Raw genomic sequence first — 16,925 nt, 5'->3', positions numbered from 1 at the left:
GAGCGCGCGATGACGCCGTGGATCTGGGGGCTCTGGCTGGTCACGGTAGCGCTCGATACCGCAGGTCAACTCGCCTTCAAGGCCGCCGCGAGCGATCCGGCCGCCGGCGACGGCATCGCCCGTTGGCGGCATATGCTGAGCCGGCCGTGGCTGTGGCTCGGCGGGGCTTGCTACGTATTCGAATTCCTCGCCTGGATCGCGTTCCTGTCGCTGGTGCCGCTCGGACGCGGAGTTTTGCTGGGCTCGATCAACATCGTGGCGATCATGCTCGCCGGCCGCTGGTTGTTCGGCGAGCGGCTCACGCCCTTGCGCCTGGCCGGGATGAGCCTGATCGGCCTGGGCGTGGCCTTGGTCGGAGCCGGCGCATGAGGCGATTTTATCTGTGGGGCTTCGCGCTGCTGATGGCGTTCGACACGCTGGCCCAGGTCAGTTTCAAGATCGCCGGCGCGCACGCGTTTCCGCCGCAGGCCAGCCTGGACTGGCTCGCGCGCTTGTTCGGGCAGCCATGGATCTACGGCGCGCTGGCCGGCTACATCGGCGCGTTCTTCACCTGGATGGGATTGCTCAAGCACGCGCCCATCGGCCCGGCCTTCGCCGCCTCGCACCTGGAGGTGGTCAGCGTATTGATTTTGTCCGCGTGGCTGTTCGGCGAGCGCTTCGGCGGTTTGCAGATCGCCGGGGCGATCGCGATCGTCGCCGGCATCGTTTGCCTGGCGCTGGGTGAGCGCGATGAGCCGGCCGCGAGCTGAGCCGGCGCCGCGGCGCGAGTTGCCGCCGAGCGCGGGCCTGCCGCTGCGTTGGAGCGACTTCGCCGGCTCGCGCGCGCCGTCGTTGAGCGAGCGCCTGGCAACGCTAGTCGGAGTGAGCGCGGATCGGCTGATCCTGACCTGCTCGGGCACCGCCGCTCTGGTGATCGCGCTGAGCGCGATGAAGCAGCGCAGCCGCCACCGCCGTGAAGTGATCGTGCCGGCCTACACCTGTCCGCTGGTCGCGCTGGCGGTGGCCCACTGCGGTTTGCAATTGCGCGTATGCGACGTGCGGCCGGGCCATTTCGAATTCGATCCGGCCAGCTTGCGCGGTTTGTGCGGACCGCGGACCCTGGCGATCGTCGCCACTCACCTGGGTGGCCGGCTCGCCGACATGGACGCGCCGATCCGCTGCGCGCGCGGCGTCGGCGCCTGGGTGATCGAGGATGCGGCGCAGGCGCTGGGCGCGCGCCACGCCAACGGCGCGGCGGCCGGCACGCTCGGCGACGTGGGCATCTTCAGCCTGGCCGCCGGCAAGGGCCTGAGCATCTACGAAGGCGGCGCGGCGGTGACGCGCGACGGCGCGATGGCCCGGCGGCTGCAGGCCGCGGCGCAGGAACTGCTGCCGCGCGATCGCTGGTGGGAATCGCGGCGCGTTCTCGAATTGATCGGCTACGGCCTGTTCTATCGCCCGAGCCGATTGCGCTGGGTGTACGGCGACGGCGTGCGCCGCGCGCTCGGCCGCGGCGATCCGGCGGCGGCCGCGCAGGACGTTTTTTCGCCGCGCATTCCGCTGCATCGGGTCGGGCGCTGGCGCCAGGCGATCGGCGCGCGCGCTTCGTTGCGGTTGCCGGAGTTTCTCCAGGCCTCGCGCCGCCGCGCCTTGATGCGCAGCTCGCAGATGCGCGGGATCGAAGGCGTGCAAGTGCTCGGCGACCGGCCGAACGAACACGGCACCTGGCCGGTGCTGATGCTGCAGTTGTCCGACCCGGCCGCGCGCGAGCAGGCCCTGAAGCGTTTGTGGGGCGCCGGCCTGGGCATTTCGCCGATGTTCGCCCATGTCTTGCCGGATTACCGTTACCTGGGCGATGCCGTGGCGCCGGCGCGGATCCCCAATGCGCGCGATTTCTGCGCGCGGCTGCTGTGCATCGGCAACAGCCAGTGGCTGGACGATGCGGCGTTCGCGCGGATCGTCGAGGCATTGCAGGCGGTGTTGCCTCGCGGGGCGGGCGGCGCCCGGATCAGCTGACCACGGCGATCGCGCGCAGGATGCGCCGGTTCAACGCGTGCTGCTGCTCTTGCCAGACCCGCAGCTCGGCCGGATCGGGCGGGCGTTGTCCGTCCGCCGCCGCCAGCAGCCGCTTCCAGCGTTGCCGATAGGCGGCGATGGAGATCTCGCCGGTCACGTCGCTGCCGATCAGCCGCGGCCGCAGGCTTTCCACCGCCGCCAGCATCGCCTCGGCGCGCATGCGTCCCTGGTCCCAGTTGGTCATCGCGTCCTCGGGCCGCAGCACGTCCTTGTCGATACTCAGATACAGCGGATCGCCGCAGTCCGCGATCTGCGCGAGGAAGGCCTCGAGCAAGGCGTCCACGCTGGCGAAACCGCGCACCGACGAGGCCAGGCCCACGGATTTCGCCCAGCGCACCGACACTGCGCTGGACCAGTAGCACAGGCGCTTGCGGTACAGCGGCGCCAGGCGGTTTTCCCAGGCATGGCCCAGGCCGATATCGGCCGAGGTGATGCCCACCACGTGCACGCGCGCGACCTGCGGCAAGGCGGCCACGCGCGATACCCACGAGCCGCAATGCACCGCGAACGGAAAGCGCATGTTGTCGGGATGGTTGTCGAACACCACGACCTGCATGCGCGCCACGCCGCGCGCGGCGCGTTCGATCAGCGGCAGGCTGAGGTGATGGAAATCGCCGCTGCCCATGAACACAGTGCCGTGGCGGTGCGGCAATCGCGCGTCCAGGGTCTCGGCGAATTCGCCCAGCGCGCGGCGCGAGCAGGCGAAACGCAGGCGGTCGTGCCAGCGGCGCAGGTCGATGGTGGTGGCGCCCTCCAGCGCGCCGACCGAACCGTCGAGGTCAAGGACGACCGGCTTCATCGCACAGCGCCAGCAGCGAACGATCGGATTCGAACCACGGCGCGAGCCGGCGCAGCGCCATGCGCAGCAACGGATTGCGCGCGTAGACCGCATGCCGGGTGAAGGCGAAGCGCGCGCCCAGGGCGCGCTTCGCCTGCGGGTCGGTCCAGCCGGCGACGTAGGCGCTCAGGCCGCGCCGGCGCGCGTAGTCGAGATTTTCGAACCAGCTCACCGTGTAGAGATTGTGTTCGCGCGCTTGCGGATAGGCCAGGCCGATGTATTTGTCGATCAGGCGGCCCTGGTATTCGTAGCACAGGTTCCAGCCGATCATGCGGCCCTCGTGGCGATAGACGAACACGATACCGCCGCTGCCGGCATCGCCGAGCAGGGCGCGGAAGTAATCGCGGCTGAGCCGGTCGAAATGCAGTTCGCTCTGGTCATAGACCTGCAGATACAAGGCGTAGAAGGCATCGAGCGCGGCGGGCTCGGAAAACACCGCAGCGCCGGTCTCGATGATTTCGACCTGCAGATCTTCGCGCGAACGCAGCTTGCGGCGCAGATCGCGGCGGCGCGCGCGCGAGCGGCGCGCCAGATAGTCGTCGGCCGAGGCGAAGTCGATCGGCACCCAGGCCAGGGCCTGGCCTTCGACCATCACGAAGCCCGCCTCGGCGCAGGCCCGGGCGAAGGCGGCGGCCTGGGCATTGCCGGCGGCCGCCAGCAACGGCGATTCGTCGGGCAGGTCCTTGACGATCAGCAGGGCGCAGTGGCGGCCTTCCTCATCGCGCAGGCGCCGCGCCAGCGCGGCCGGGTCGGTTTCCGGCAGCCACAGGTATTCGGTACTGGTGGCGCCGATGAAGCGCGTGCGCAGGCGCAGCCAACGGCGCCAGTGGCGGTAGCCCGGCCAGCGCTCGATCCGCCGCCGCAGGGCCGGTTCGGCCGTGGTCAGCAGATCGAACGGCGCGGTGAACGCCGGCATGGCCTCGGCGGTGCGGCCGGCGCGGAAGCCCTCTGGCGGATGGGCCAGGAAGTCCCTGAGCAGGGCTTCAGGTTCGAGCCGGGTCACGAAAGGCATGTGCAAGATTCGCCGGCTACAGTCGGGTTGAGCAACGCCGCGCGCGGTTTCGCCGCCGAGTGATCGGCATCCGCCGCCGCCGCGGGCCCGACCGAACCGACAGGAGCGCCACGATGAGCGAACAGGCCAGCATCGAACGACAGGTGTACGACATCGTCGCCCGGCAGGGAAAACTCGATGTCGCCGCGATCACGCCGGAGGCCACCTTGAAGGATCTGGGCATCGATTCCTTGGAGGCGATCGAGATCATCTTCGACATCGAAGAACATTTCGGCGTGACCTTGCCCGACCGCGCTCCGGATTTCGACAGCGATTCGGTGCAGGGTTTGTTGAACGCGGTCAAGCAGGCCGTCGACGCCGCCGCCGCCGACAAGGCATCCAGCGCCGGCAGCGCCTGAGCGCGCCGGCGCATCAAGGACTATTCGATGCGCAAAGTGGTGATTACCGGCATGGGCGCGATCAGCGCGCTCGGCCACGACGCGGCCGCCTGCTGGCGCGAAATGCTGGCCGGGCGCAGCGCGATCGGCCCGATCCGGGCGGTGGCGGGCGAATTGCTCAGGGCCCCGGTCGCCGCCGAGGTGAGCCGATTCGATCCGGCCGCGCATTTCGACAGCAAGCGCCTGCCGCTGCTCGACCGGGTCTCGCAGTTCGCCGTGGTCGCCGCGCGCGAAGCGGTGGCCCAGTCCGGCATCGATTTCGAACAGGCCGACCTGCGCGAGCGCACCGCGGTCATCGTCGGCACCGGCGTCGGCGGCGAGACCAGCAACGACGAAGCCAACCGCCGCATGTATCGCGACAACGGCCGCGTGCATCCGTTCACCATCGTCCGGGTCATGGCCAATGCGCCGGCCTGCCATATCAGCATCGAATACGGCCTGACCGGCCCGGCCTTCGCGGTGGTCAGCGCCTGCGCCTCTTCCAATCACGCGCTGGCGCAGTCCCTGCAGATGATCCGCGCCGGCGGCGCCGACGTGGCCGTCAGCGGCGGCACCGAGGCCTGCATCACTCTGGGCCTGACCCGCGCCTGGGAAGCGATGCGGGTGCTCGCGGACGACACCTGCCGGCCGTTCTGTCTGCAGCGCCGCGGTCTGGTGCTGGGCGAAGGCGCGGCGATGTTCGTGCTGGAAGAGTACGAACACGCCCGCCGTCGCGGCGCGACGATCCTGGCCGAGTTCGCCGGCGCCGGCATGTCCTCGGATGCCAGCGACATCGTGCTGCCCTCGCAGAGCGGGGCGGCCAGCGCGATCCGCCGCGCGCTCGCCGACGCCAGGCTGGCGCCGGAGGCGATCGGCTACATCAACGCGCACGGCACCGCGACGCCGGCCAACGATCCGACCGAGAGCCGCGCCATCCGCGAAGTGTTCGGCGCTCACGCCGATGCCGTGGCGGTGTCCTCGACCAAGGCCGTGCACGGACATGCGCTCGGCGCGGCCGGCGCCCTGGAACTGGTCGCCGCGATCGGCGCGCTCAATCATCAGGCGGTACCGCCGACCGCGAATTTTCTCGATCCCGATCCGGAATGCGACCTCGACTATGTGCCCAACACGGCGCGCGAACGCCGCGTCGATGCGGTGCTGTCGAATTCGTTCGCCTTCGGCGGACTCAACGCGGTGCTGGCGCTGAGCCGCTTGGCCTGAAGCCGGTCGCATCGAAGACGGACAGCGGCCGCGGCCGTCTTCGCCCGCCGCGCGCCCACGAGCCATCGCGCTTGCGGCGCGACGGCCCGAGGGCGGCGTAACGATGGCGCGATGCGAATGAAACGCCATCGTCGCTTGCGCCTACAGCGAACGCTTGGCGCKGGTCAGCAGCTGATCGAGCAGGCTCAGGCTCAGATCGATTTCCTGCGGCGTGATATGCAGCGACGGCGCCAGGGTGATCACGTTCTTGTAGTAACCGCCGACGTCGAGCACCAGTCCCATCTTCTTGCCGTTGTGGTCCAGTTCGCCGGCCAGGCCGATGTCGGCCATGCGGTCGAGCAGCTTCTTGCTCGGCGTGAAACCGTCGTCTTCGCAGATCTCCGCGCGCAGCGCCAGCCCCAGTCCATCGACATCGCCGATCTGCGGATGCCGCTTCTGCAGATCCTTCAGGCCGGCGAGGAAATGCGCGCCGCTGGCCATGACCATGCTTTCGTAGTCGGTTTCGGCCAGCATCTTCATGGTTTCCAGGCCCACGGCGGTGCCCAGCGGATTGGATGCGAAGGTGGAGTGGGTCGAGCCCGGCGGAAATACGCTTGGATTGATCAGCTCTTCGCGCGCCCAGATGCCGGCCAGCGGATTGAGCCCGTTGGTCAGCGCCTTGCCGAACACCAGCACGTCGGGCTGAACGCCGAAATGCTCGATCGACCACAGCTTGCCGGTGCGGAAGAACCCCATCTGGATTTCATCGACGACCAGCAAGATGCCGTACTTGTCCAGCACGCGCTTGAGGCCGGTGAAGAAGTTCGGCGGCGGAATCACATAGCCGCCGGTGCCCTGGATCGGCTCGATGTAGAACGCCGCGTACTCGCACTGGCCCACCTTCGGGTCCCATACGCCGTTGTATTCGGTCTCGAACAGACGCTCGAACTTGGCCACGCAATGCTCGCCGTATTCTTCCTTGCTCATCCCCTTGGGGCCGCGGAAGTGGTACGGAAACTCGATGAACTGAGCGCGGTCGAAATGGCCGTAACGGCGGCGGTAGCGGTAGGAGGAGGTGATCGCCGAAGCGCCCAGGGTGCGGCCGTGATAGCCGCCTTCGAAGGCGAACATCAGGCTCTTGCCGCCGCTGGCGTTGCGCACGATCTTGAGCGAATCCTCCACCGACTGCGAACCGCCGACGTTGAAATGCACGCGGCCCTTGCGCCCCCATTTTCTCTCCGCGTCCTGGGCGACGATCTTGGCCAGCTCGATCTTGGTCGGATGCAGGTACTGGCTGGCGACCTGCGGCAGAGTGTCGATCTGCTGCTTGAGCACTTTGTTCAAGCGCGGATTGGAATAGCCGAAATTGACCGCCGAATACCACATTTGCAGGTCGAGAAACTCGGTGCCGGCGGCGTCGTACAGATAACTGCCTTCGCAGCGGGTGAAGATTTTCGGCGGATCGCTGTAGTGCACGGTGTCGCCGAAGGAGCAGTACGCCGCTTCGTCGGCCAACAACGATGCATCGCTCGGCGCCGGCGCGCTCACGGCCCGCAGATGCGTCGGCTCGGCGGCGGCGTGATTTTGGACCGGTGACCGGGCATAGCCGGCCGCCGGATCGGCGAGCAGGGGGGTATCGCTCATGGAGTACGGCCTCGGGTGGTGAGAACGGGGGCGTGGCTTCGCGGTTGGGCCTGGAACAGTCCGTCGAGCAGCGCCGGCAACAACGCCACCGCCTCGAGGAAACCGCCGATGGGCGCGTGCGCGATGCGGTGGTGGCGGCAATGCTCGATCAGCTTGCCTTTGGCGAATACGAAGTCGGCTTGCGCGGCGACGCAGAAATCCGATTGGCCGTCGCCGATCAACAGCACGCGCTTGCGCGATGCCGCTTCATCGGCGGCGCAGGCGCATTTGCAGGTGCCGCTGCGGCAGTCGGGCCGGGCGTTGGGGAATTCGATCCGCCATTCGCGCGCGCCGGTCTGCCTGAGGTGGTTGGCGATCACCGGAAGGTCGCTCAGGCCGTTGCGGGCGAGGATGCGCGCGATGGCGTAGTCCAGTCCGTCGCTGACCACGCTCAGATCCAGGCCGGCGCGGCGCGCGGCGCGGACGAAATCGGCGAACGCCGGGTCGATGCGCAGCGTGTCGAGCACGGCATCGATCTGCTCGCGCCCGGCATCGATCAGGGCGACCTGTCCGCTCATGCATTCGCGCGAGCCGATGCGGCCGGATTTCCAGGCCGCCTCGATCAGTTCCCAGCCGGGACGGGCGAAGGTTTCCAGCAGCGTATCGGTGACGTCTTCGAGCGCGATGGTGCCGTCGAAGTCGCACAGGATGCTCCAGCCAGGGCTCATGCTCGATTCTTGCGCAGCGGCGATGTGCGCAGCCTAGGCGCGCTTCCTTTCGGCCTCCTTTCCTATGGCCGATAGCGGCGCTGTCCGTGCCGTTGCGTTCAGCTGCGAGGCCCGGCAGCGTCTTTGAGACACAAGCCCGGCGGCGCGGCGCATGCGGCGAGGATGCGCGGGCGAGGGGTATAGGAGGGGACGGGGATTTCAGCTCGTTCAGCTAAAACGGGCCGCGGTTGAATACCGCGGCAATATCGCGATGGATGCCGATAACCCGTGGCCGCCGGGCGTTCTCGATACCTGCCGGTCACCGGCCGCGCCGGAGCCCCGGCGGTTTTCCTCGTTGCCGCTTCGATTTATCCGCGGCCCGGACAGCCGGCCATATTGCCCGGAAAACCGCGACGATCGCCGCCGCGTCATTGCCGGTGCCGGTCGATATTTGAAAAGTGCCAGGCAATATCTGTAAATGTGCCTGTATCGTTCCAAGAAGTGTAAATTAAGCCGTCGGCCCGTTCATAACCGGTTACCGCGAGGCTGTCCGGGTGACCAGGGGAGATCGGATTCGATCCAGTCGCCGATGTCGGTCCAGCTGTTATCGCCGTCGCGGCGATGCCGGACGGGTCAGGCATGCGCGCTTGCGCCATCGCCCGGCCATCGTGGCGCGGGCGGGTTGCGGCCGGCATTCATGCAAGGCCATTCGTTTCATGCGTCTCACGAGAACCAGCCATGAGTAATCTGACGATTCGCCAGCGAATCATGTTGAGTTTCGCGGTGATCATCGCGGTCATGCTGCTGATGGGCGGTATCGCCTTGCAGCGGTTGAATCACATCCAGGCCGAAGAAAGCCGGCTGCGCAGCGACTCCATCCCCGGGTTGTATGCCTCCGGACAGATAGAAACCCAGTGGCATTCCTATAACACGGCCTTGAACGGGCTGGCCTCGCCCAACGCCAAGGACCGCGCCCAGGCCGCCGAGCGCATGCGCGCGCGCCGCGAGGCCTTCGATGACGCGATGAACCGCTATCGCGTCACCATCAACGACCCCGGCGACCGCCGCAATTTCGATTCGCTGACCAGCATGAGCACGCAGGTGTTCGCGCTGCAGCCCGAGCTGATCAAGCTGGGCGAATCCGATACGGCCGCGCTGCAGCAGATACTCAACGCGCAGGTCACGCCGACCTTCAACAAGTCGGTGGAGCTGATCAGCACCATCATCAAGTTCAACTACACCCAGGCGGTCGCCTCGGGCAAGCGCATCGACGATGCGGTGGTCTCGGCGCAAATCGGGATCACCGTCACCTTCGCCGGCGCGCTGCTGCTGGCGATCCTGGCCGGGTTCTACCTGTGGCGCGCGATCACGCTGCCGCTGGACCGGCTGACCCGCGCCTCCGGAATCATGGCCAAGGGCGATTTCAGCCAGCGCCTGGGCTTTACCCGCGCCGACGAGTTCGGCGCGGTCGCGCAGGGCTACGACCGCATGAGCACGGATTTGTCCGAACTGGTCGGGCAGATCCAGACCTCCGGCATCCAGGTCAATTCCTCGATCAACGAAATCACCGCCACGCTGCGCGAACAGCAGGCCACCGCCGCGCAGATCGCCGCGACCACCACCGAGATCGGCGCGACCTCGCGCGAGATCGCCGCCACCTCCAAGGAACTGGCGCGGACCATGGGCGCGGTCGCGACCAGCGCCGAGCAGACCGCGATGCTGGCCGGCAACGGCCAGGACGGGGTGGCGCAGATGGAAGAGACGATGGGCCGCATGATCGACGCCACCGCGGCGATCAGCGGCAAGCTCGCGGTGCTGGCGGAGAAGGCCAGCAACATCAGCCAGGTCGTCACCACCATCACCAAGGTCGCCGACCAGACCAACCTGCTGTCGCTCAACGCCGCCATCGAGGCGGAAAAGGCCGGCGAATACGGCCGCGGGTTCTCGGTGGTGGCGGTGGAAATCCGCCGCCTCGCCGATCAGACCGCGGTGGCGACATTGGACATCGAGCAGATGGTGCGCGAGATCCAGTCGGCGGTGTCGGCCGGCGTGATGGGCATGGACAAATTCTCCGAGGAAGTGCGTCGCGGCACCGGCGACGTGCAGCAGGTCGGCGGCCAGTTGTCGAAGGTGATCGAACACGTGCAGGCGATGGTGCCGCGTTTCGAGACCGCCAACGAAGGCGTGCAGGCGCAGGCCGCGGGCGCCGAGCAGATCAATCTGGCGCTGGTGCAGCTCAGCGAAGCCGCGCAGCAGACGGTGGATGCGCTCAAGCAGTCCAATCAGGCGATCGACGAGTTGCATCAGGTCAGCGCCGGACTGCGCGACGGAGTCTCGAAGTTCAAGTTGCAGGCCTGATCCGCGAACGCATGGCCGGGCAAGCCCATTCTCTGGAGAACGATGCTGTGTTGCTGCTCGTCTTCCATCTGGACCGCGACCGTTACGCCATCGACGCCGCGCAGGTGGTGTCGGTGTTGCCGCTGATGCAGGCCAAGGCGATCCCGCAGGCGCCGGCGGCGGTGGCCGGCGTGTTCGATTACCGCGGCGAACTGGTGCCGCTGATCGATCTGTGCCGGCTGGCGCTGGGCCGCGACGCGCGCGCCCTGCGCAGCACCCGGGTGATCGTGGTGCATTACCCGATGGACGACGGCGCCACGCGCAAACTGGGCCTGATCGCCGAGCAGGTGCTGGAAACGGTGCGGATGGACCCGGCCGCGTTCGAAGCGGCCGGCGTCGATCATCCGCAGGCTCCGTATCTGGGCGAGGTCGCCAGCGATGCGCGCGGCCTGATCCAGCGCGTGCGCGTGCGCAGCCTGCTGCCCGAGTCGGTGCAGGCGATTCTGTTCCAGCCGACGGTCGCCGACGTATGACGCCGGAAGGTTTCCAGCAATGGCTCAAGCACACGATGGGGCTGGACGCGGCCAGCATCGGCCCGGGCGTGGTCGAACGCGCGGTGCAGCGGCGCATAAGCGCTAGCGAGCGCGCCGACCTCACTGCGTACTGGCATCTGCTGCGCGCCTCGCAGCTGGAGCAGCAGGAACTGATCGAAGCGGTGGTGGTGCCGGAAACCTGGTTCTTCCGCGACAACCAGGCCTTCGCCGCGCTGAGCCATCACTACGATCCGCTGTGGGCGGCCAGCCATCCGGGCGAACGCCTGCGCGCGCTGAGCCTGCCGTGCTCCAGCGGCGAAGAACCGTACACGGTGGTCATGGCCTTGCTCGATGCGGGATTCCCGATCGACCGCTTGGACGTTGATGCCGTCGACATCAGCGAACGCGCGCTGAGCAAGGCCCGTCACGGCGCCTACGGCAGCAACTCGTTCCGCGGCCGCGAGCTGGGCTTTCGCGATCGCCATTTCCATCTCGAAGACGGCGCCTGGCGCTTGCCGGCGTCGATCCGCTCGCGGGTGCGCTTCATCCAGGGCAACGTGCTCGATATCGCCTTCCTGCCCGGCGAAGCGCTGTACGACGCGATCTTCTGCCGCAATCTGCTGATCTATTTCGATGCCCAGACCCAGGTGCGCACGGTCGAGATTCTGCGCCGGCTGTTGCGGCCGCAGGGCTTGTTGTTCGTCGGTCCTTCCGAAGCGAGCCTGATGCTGGCGGAAGGTTTCGTCTCCGCGCAATTCCCGATGGCGTTCGCCTTCCGCAAGGCGCCGCCCAAGCCCGCGGTGGACATCGCCGCGCCGGCGCCGCGCAAGACCGTCACCGCGATCGCATCGGCCCGGCCCGCGCCGTTGCCGCGCGCGCTGTCGGCGGCGGTGCGGCCAACGCCGCCGGCGCGGCCCGCACCGCCGCCGTCGCCCGCGCAGGCCGTGGACGAATCCTTGCTGGACCGCGCCCAGGCCCTGGCCGACAACGGCCGCTTCGCCGAGGCGGCGACGGCGTGCGAGGCCTACCTGCAAACCCATTCCGCGTCGGCGCGCGCGCTGTACCTGAGCGGCCTGATCCACGGCGCGCTCGGCCGCGACAGCGCCGCCGAAGACCATTTCCGCAAGGTCCTGTACCTGGAGCCTTGTCATGAAGAGGCGTTGATGCACCTGGCCCTGCTGCTCGAAACCCGCGGTGACGCGGCCGGCGGACGCGTGCTGCGCCTGCGCGCGCAACGCTGCCGCAGCGCCGCCGTCGGCAGGCAGGAATCGCAATGAACGACAAGCCCGCGAGCGAAGCCGCGCAAAGCGCCGTCGCCCGGCTGCTCGGGCGCGCGCCGGAAGGCGATGAACTGCAGCAGGCCGCGCGCCACATCGCTACCCGCGCCGAAGACCTGCGCGCCCTGACCGGTTCGCTGTTCGTGTTCCGCCTGGGCGGCGAATGGCTCGGGCTGCCGGCGTGGATGGTCGATGAAGTCATCGAGCCGCGGCCGATCCATAGCCTGCCGCACCGGCGCGAAGGGCTGGTGCGCGGTCTGGTCAACGTGCGCGGCCAGCTCACTGTGTGCGTCGCTCTGGAATCGCTGCTGCAGCTCGATGTGAGCCAGCCGGCGCCGGAGCGCGGGCGCAATCTGCTGAGCAAACGGCTGGTGGTGCTGTCGGCGCGCGAGCAGCGGCTGGCGTTCGAATCCGACGAAGTGCACGGCTCGCATCGCTACGATCCGGCCGGCGTCGGCAACGTGCCGGGCACGGTGGCGTTGTCGGATTCTCCCTTCAGCACCGGCGTGGTGGCCGTCGGCGAACGCAAAGTCGGCCTGCTCGACGGCGATCTGGTGTTGAGCGCGATCAACCGGCGGCTGGGATGAGCACAGGCAATCTCCAGGATTATTCGCTGCACGACCTGTTCCGGATGGAAGTGGAAGGGCAGGCGCAGGTATTGACCGAAGGCCTGCTGGTGCTGGAAACCCGACCCGGCTCGGCCGCGGAGCTGGAGTCATGCATGCGCGCGGCCCATTCGATCAAGGGCGCCGCGCGCATCCTGGGCCTGTCGGCGGCGGTGGCGGTCGCGCACGTCATGGAGGATTGCCTGGTCGCCGCGCAGGAGCGGCGGATCGTGCTGGGCCATCAGGCCATCGACGCGCTGTTGAGCGGCGTGGACCTGCTCAGCCGCATCGCCGCCACGCCGCCGGAGGAATCCGAACCGTGGATGCGCGACGACGCGCCGCAGGCGCAAAGCTATTGCGCGACCTTGGCCGCGGCGCTGACGCCCGAGGCCGAGTCCGCGCCGCCATCGGCGCCCGCCAGCGAAACCGCGGCCGCGGCCGATCCGGCGCCGGCCGGCGATCAGCCCGGCGACGAGCGCGTCCTGCGCATCACCGCGCGCAGCCTCAACCGCCTGCTCGGACTGGCCGGCGAATCGCTGGTGGTGTCGCGCTGGCTGGACCCGTACATCCGCTCGCTGAGCCGGCTCAAGCGTTTGCAGCGCGACAACGCGCTGGCGTTGGACAAGCTGGCCGATACGCCCGGGCTGTCGCGCGATCAGCGCGCCACCGCCTTGTTGATGGAAGCGCGCTCGCTGGCGGCCGAATCGCAGCGAATGCTGACCGACCGCATCGCCCAGCTGGATCTGTTCGAACGCCGCACCGCCAGCGTCGCCCATCGTCTGTACGACGAAGCCCTGTCCAGCCACATGCGCCCGTTCGCCGACGGCACCCACGCCTTCAAGCGCATGGTCCGCGATCTGGCGCGCGAGTTGGGCAAGCAGGCGCACCTGGAAATCGTCGGCGCCAAGACCCAGGTCGATCGCGACGTGTTGGCCAAGCTGGAAGCGCCGCTGGGCCATCTGCTGCGCAACGCGGTCGATCACGGCATCGAATCGGCCGAGCAGCGCGGCGCCGCCGACAAGCCGGCCGCCGGCACCATCCGCCTGGAAGCGCACCACGTCTCCGGGCTGCTGGAAATCACCGTCGAAGACGACGGCCGCGGCATCGACCTGGAACGCATTCGCCAGATCGTCGTCGCCCGCCGTCTGGCCGACGAAGCCACCGCCGCCCAGCTCAGCGAAGCGGAGTTGATGGAATTCCTGTTCCTGCCTGGCTTCACCCTGCGCGAGGTGGTCACGGAAATCTCCGGACGCGGCGTGGGCCTGGACGCGGTCCAGAACATGGTCAAGCAACTGCGCGGCAGCGTGCGCCTGTCCTCGCGGCCCGGCGGCGGCTCGCGTTTCCAGTTGCAGTTGCCGCTGACCACCTCGGTGCTGCGCGCGCTGGTGGTGGAAATCGGCGGCGAACCGTATGCGTTCCCGCTGACCCAGATCACCTGCACGGTGATGGTGCCGCGCGATGAGGTGCGCATGCTCGAAGGCCGCCAGCACTTCCAGTTGAACGGCCGCAGCATCGGCCTGGTATCGGCCTCGCAGGTGTTAGGCGGCGCCGACGCGCAGACTTCGCCGGAGCAACTGCAGGTGATCGTGGTCGGCACCGCCGGCAGCGTGCACGAATACGGGCTGGCCGTGGATCGCTACCGCGGCGTCAGCGAACTGGTGGTGCAGCCGCTGCCCGGCCAGTTGGGCAAGGTCAAGGACATCAGCGCCGGCGCCTTGCTCGACGACGGCACGCCGGTGTTGATCGTCGATGTAGACGATCTGGTGCGCTCGGTCGAGCGTCTGGTCTCCACCGGCCGACTGGCCCAACTGCGCTATCAGGATCACGCGCAGATGGCCGAACGCAAGCGCGTGCTGGTGGTGGACGATTCGCTGACCGTGCGCGAACTGGAACGCAAACTGATCGAGAACGGCGGCTACGCCGTCGAGGTGGCGGTGGACGGAATGGACGGCTGGAACGCGGTACGCACCGGGCATTTCGATCTGGTGGTCACCGATATCGACATGCCGCGCATGGACGGCATCGAGCTGGTGAGCCTGATCAAGAAAGACCCGCGCCTGCGCGCGGTGCCGGTGATGATCGTCTCCTACAAGGACCGCGAGGAAGACCGCCGCCGCGGCCTGGAGGCCGGCGCGGATTTCTATCTGACCAAGGGCGGCTTCCATGAAGAAGCGTTGCTGCAGGCGGTGGTGGACCTGATCGGCGAGGCCGCGCCATGAGGATCGGCATCGTCAACGATCTGGCGCTCGCGGTGGAGGCCTTGCGCCGCGCCATCGCCCAGCGCCGCGAACACAGCGTGGCCTGGACCGCGTCCAACGGCGAGGACGCGGTCAAGCGCTGCGCCGAGGATCCGCCGGATCTGGTGCTGATGGATCTGCTGATGCCCGGCATCGGCGGCGTCGAGGCGACCCGGCAGATCATGGCCGCCAGCCCGTGCGCGATCTTGATCGTCACCGCCAGCGTCGGCGGCAACGCGCCGCTGGTGTTCGAAGCGATGGGCTACGGCGCGATGGACGCCACCGACGTTCCCAGCCTGGCCAACGGCGATCAGGCCGGGGCGATGGAACTGCTGGCCAAGATCGACCTGATCGGCCGGCTGGTCGGCGATGCGCCGGTGCGTCGCCCGCACCGCGCGCCCGCGCGCGCCAACGGCACCAAGCGCCTGATCGCCATCGGCGCCTCCGCGGGCGGCCCGGCCGCGCTGGTGGAACTGCTGGGCGGATTGCCGGCGAACTTTCCCGCCGCGATCGTCATCGTCCAGCACATCGACGAAAAATTCGCCTTGAGCATGGCCGACTGGCTGAACCGTTTTTCGAGCAATCCGGTGCGCCTGGCGATTCCGGGCGAACGCCCGGTCGCCGGCACGGTGCTGTTGGCCGGAACCAACGAACATCTGGTGATGGAAACCGGCGGCACCCTGGAATACACCCGCGAACCGGTCGATCAACCCTACCGGCCCTCGGTCGATGTGTTCTTCGACAGCATCAACCGGCAGTGGTCCGGCGAAATCGTCGGCGTGCTGCTGACCGGCATGGGCCGCGACGGCGCCCGCGGCCTGGAATCGCTGCGCCTGCGCGGCCATCACACCATCGCCCAGGATCGCGCCAGCAGCGCCGTGTACGGCATGCCCAAGGCCGCCGCCGACCGCGGCGCCGCGGTCGATATCCTCGCGTTGAATCAAATCGCCTCAAAGCTGCGGATGCTCTGCGCAGACACCAGGAACGTATCCAAATGACCGTACCTCCCTTGAACCGTCCGTCCGGATTGCCGCACGAACGCCGCTGCCGCGTGCTGCTGGTCGATGACCAGCCGTTCATCGGCGAAGCGGTGCGCCGCGCCATCGCGAAAGAACTGGACATCGAATTCCACTACTGCAGCTCGGCGGCCGAAGCCATCGCCATGGCCGAAGCGCTGCAGCCCACGGTGATCATGCAGGACCTGGTGATGCCCGACGTGGACGGCATGACCCTGGTGCATCTGTACCGGGTCCACGCCACCTTGCGCAACGTGCCGATCGTGGTGCTGTCGAGCAAGGAAGACGCCGCGGTCAAGAGCCAGGCCTTCGCCACCGGCGCGGCCGACTATCTGGTCAAGCTGCCCGATCCGATCGAGCTGATCGCGCGCATCCGACATCATTCCCAGGCCTATCTCAACCAGGTCGAGCGCGACATCGCTTATCAGGCGCTGCGCGAGAGCCAGCAGATGCTGCTGGAATTGAACGAGACCCTGCGCCGGCTCAGCGACGTGGACGGACTCACCGGGCTCAACAACCGGCGTTATCTCGACAGTTACCTCGATCAGGAATGGCGCCGGGCCGCCAACGAGCGCCGCGATTTTTCCATCCTCATGATCGATGTGGACAATTTCAAGGTCTACAACGACATCTACGGCCATCTGGCCGGCGACGAAGCGCTCAAGGCGGTCGCGCTGGCGATCCAGCGCTGCGCGCAGCGTCCGGCCGACGTGGCCGCGCGCTACGGCGGCGAAGAGTTCTCGCTGATCCTGCCGTCGACCTCGTTCGAAGGCGCCAGCCGCGTGGCCGAGCAGATCTGCACCAGCGTGTACGAGCTGGGCATTCCGAACAAGGGCGCGACGACCGAGCGCATCACCGTCAGCGTCGGCGGCGCCTCGTGCGCGCTCAGCCGCATCGATTCTTACGGGCCGTTGCTGGAGAGCGCGGATCTGGCGTTGTACGAGGCCAAGCGCCTGGGCAAGAACCAGGCGGTTCTGCGCGAGTTGGGCTGAGCCGGCGCGGTACGGCGCGAGGCGAGGGCGGGGCGGCGCTACGGCAGCGACGGCGCGTCGGTCGCCTCGCACTCGAC

The 16,925-nt window shown here is 68.1% G+C and carries 16 protein-coding genes; 12 read left to right on the top strand and 4 right to left on the bottom strand.

Going from position 1 to position 16,925, the window contains the following annotated elements; translation table 11 throughout:
• Positions 1–9 precede the first annotated feature (9 nt).
• From AB4Y92_RS00135 to AB4Y92_RS00125, 3 genes are read left to right on the top strand one after another with little or no spacing between them, the layout of a single operon-like run.
• Complete coding sequence (locus tag AB4Y92_RS00135) at positions 10–369, top strand: hypothetical protein (protein WP_441817797.1); 360 nt, start codon at positions 10–12, stop codon at positions 367–369.
• A complete protein-coding gene (locus AB4Y92_RS00130) occupies positions 366–749 on the top strand; it encodes a DMT family transporter (protein WP_441817796.1) in 384 nt (127 codons plus the stop codon). The genes AB4Y92_RS00135 and AB4Y92_RS00130 overlap by 4 nt, the downstream gene beginning before the upstream one ends.
• Positions 730–1,995 (top strand): DegT/DnrJ/EryC1/StrS family aminotransferase, encoded by a 1,266-nt coding sequence (locus AB4Y92_RS00125; protein ID WP_441817795.1) that lies wholly within the window; start codon positions 730–732, stop codon positions 1,993–1,995. The genes AB4Y92_RS00130 and AB4Y92_RS00125 overlap by 20 nt, the downstream gene beginning before the upstream one ends.
• On the opposite strand, the gene AB4Y92_RS00120 is transcribed toward AB4Y92_RS00125, so the two are convergent.
• Together AB4Y92_RS00120 and AB4Y92_RS00115 are read right to left on the bottom strand one after the other, a co-directional pair.
• A complete protein-coding gene (locus AB4Y92_RS00120) occupies positions 1,988–2,854 on the bottom strand; it encodes an arginase family protein (protein ID WP_441817794.1) in 867 nt (288 codons plus the stop codon). The genes AB4Y92_RS00125 and AB4Y92_RS00120 overlap by 8 nt on opposite strands.
• Complete coding sequence (locus tag AB4Y92_RS00115) at positions 2,835–3,905, bottom strand: GNAT family N-acetyltransferase (RefSeq protein ID WP_441817793.1); 1,071 nt, start codon at positions 3,903–3,905, stop codon at positions 2,835–2,837. The genes AB4Y92_RS00120 and AB4Y92_RS00115 overlap by 20 nt, the downstream gene beginning before the upstream one ends.
• 113 nt (positions 3,906–4,018) lie before the next feature.
• On the opposite strand from AB4Y92_RS00115, the gene AB4Y92_RS00110 reads away from it, so the two are divergent.
• Positions 4,019–4,303: an acyl carrier protein gene (locus AB4Y92_RS00110; RefSeq protein ID WP_441817792.1), complete on the top strand. Its 285-nt coding sequence runs from the start codon at positions 4,019–4,021 to the stop codon at positions 4,301–4,303.
• A gap of 27 nt (positions 4,304–4,330) precedes the next feature.
• Positions 4,331–5,542, top strand: a complete 1,212-nt coding sequence (locus AB4Y92_RS00105) for a beta-ketoacyl-[acyl-carrier-protein] synthase family protein (RefSeq protein ID WP_441817791.1) — start codon at positions 4,331–4,333, stop codon at positions 5,540–5,542.
• Between the two features lie 141 nt (positions 5,543–5,683).
• Here AB4Y92_RS00105 and AB4Y92_RS00100 read toward each other — a convergent pair whose 3' ends face one another.
• Both AB4Y92_RS00100 and AB4Y92_RS00095 read right to left on the bottom strand, forming a co-directional pair.
• Positions 5,684–7,165, bottom strand: a complete 1,482-nt coding sequence (locus AB4Y92_RS00100; protein WP_441817790.1) for an aspartate aminotransferase family protein — start codon at positions 7,163–7,165, stop codon at positions 5,684–5,686.
• Positions 7,162–7,872, bottom strand: a complete 711-nt coding sequence (locus AB4Y92_RS00095) for an MtnX-like HAD-IB family phosphatase (RefSeq protein WP_441817789.1) — start codon at positions 7,870–7,872, stop codon at positions 7,162–7,164. Before AB4Y92_RS00095 ends, AB4Y92_RS00100 begins: the two co-directional genes overlap by 4 nt.
• 717 nt (positions 7,873–8,589) lie before the next feature.
• On the opposite strand from AB4Y92_RS00095, the gene AB4Y92_RS00090 reads away from it, so the two are divergent.
• Genes AB4Y92_RS00090 through AB4Y92_RS00060 form a run of 7 tightly spaced genes read left to right on the top strand, consistent with a single transcriptional unit; the run spans position 8,590 to position 16,848 of the window.
• Positions 8,590–10,209: a methyl-accepting chemotaxis protein gene (locus tag AB4Y92_RS00090; protein WP_441817788.1), complete on the top strand. Its 1,620-nt coding sequence runs from the start codon at positions 8,590–8,592 to the stop codon at positions 10,207–10,209.
• Between the two features lie 47 nt (positions 10,210–10,256).
• A complete protein-coding gene (locus AB4Y92_RS00085; RefSeq protein ID WP_441817787.1) occupies positions 10,257–10,721 on the top strand; it encodes a chemotaxis protein CheW in 465 nt (154 codons plus the stop codon).
• Positions 10,718–11,998: a CheR family methyltransferase gene (locus tag AB4Y92_RS00080; protein ID WP_441817786.1), complete on the top strand. Its 1,281-nt coding sequence runs from the start codon at positions 10,718–10,720 to the stop codon at positions 11,996–11,998. The genes AB4Y92_RS00085 and AB4Y92_RS00080 overlap by 4 nt, the downstream gene beginning before the upstream one ends.
• Positions 11,995–12,585, top strand: coding sequence for a chemotaxis protein CheW (locus tag AB4Y92_RS00075; protein WP_441817785.1), 591 nt, complete (start codon positions 11,995–11,997; stop codon positions 12,583–12,585). The genes AB4Y92_RS00080 and AB4Y92_RS00075 overlap by 4 nt, the downstream gene beginning before the upstream one ends.
• Positions 12,582–14,822 (top strand): hybrid sensor histidine kinase/response regulator, encoded by a 2,241-nt coding sequence (locus AB4Y92_RS00070; RefSeq protein WP_441817784.1) that lies wholly within the window; start codon positions 12,582–12,584, stop codon positions 14,820–14,822. The genes AB4Y92_RS00075 and AB4Y92_RS00070 overlap by 4 nt, the downstream gene beginning before the upstream one ends.
• Positions 14,819–15,838: a chemotaxis response regulator protein-glutamate methylesterase gene (locus AB4Y92_RS00065; RefSeq protein WP_441817783.1), complete on the top strand. Its 1,020-nt coding sequence runs from the start codon at positions 14,819–14,821 to the stop codon at positions 15,836–15,838. Before AB4Y92_RS00070 ends, AB4Y92_RS00065 begins: the two co-directional genes overlap by 4 nt.
• Positions 15,835–16,848, top strand: coding sequence for a GGDEF domain-containing response regulator (locus AB4Y92_RS00060; RefSeq protein ID WP_441817782.1), 1,014 nt, complete (start codon positions 15,835–15,837; stop codon positions 16,846–16,848). Before AB4Y92_RS00065 ends, AB4Y92_RS00060 begins: the two co-directional genes overlap by 4 nt.
• Positions 16,849–16,925 lie beyond the last annotated feature (77 nt).

The sequence above is a fragment of the Lysobacter sp. TAB13 genome (genome assembly GCF_052113885.1).
GTDB classification, from domain to species: domain Bacteria; phylum Pseudomonadota; class Gammaproteobacteria; order Xanthomonadales; family Xanthomonadaceae; genus Lysobacter; species Lysobacter gummosus.
This window is presented reverse-complemented; position numbering and strand designations above follow the sequence as displayed.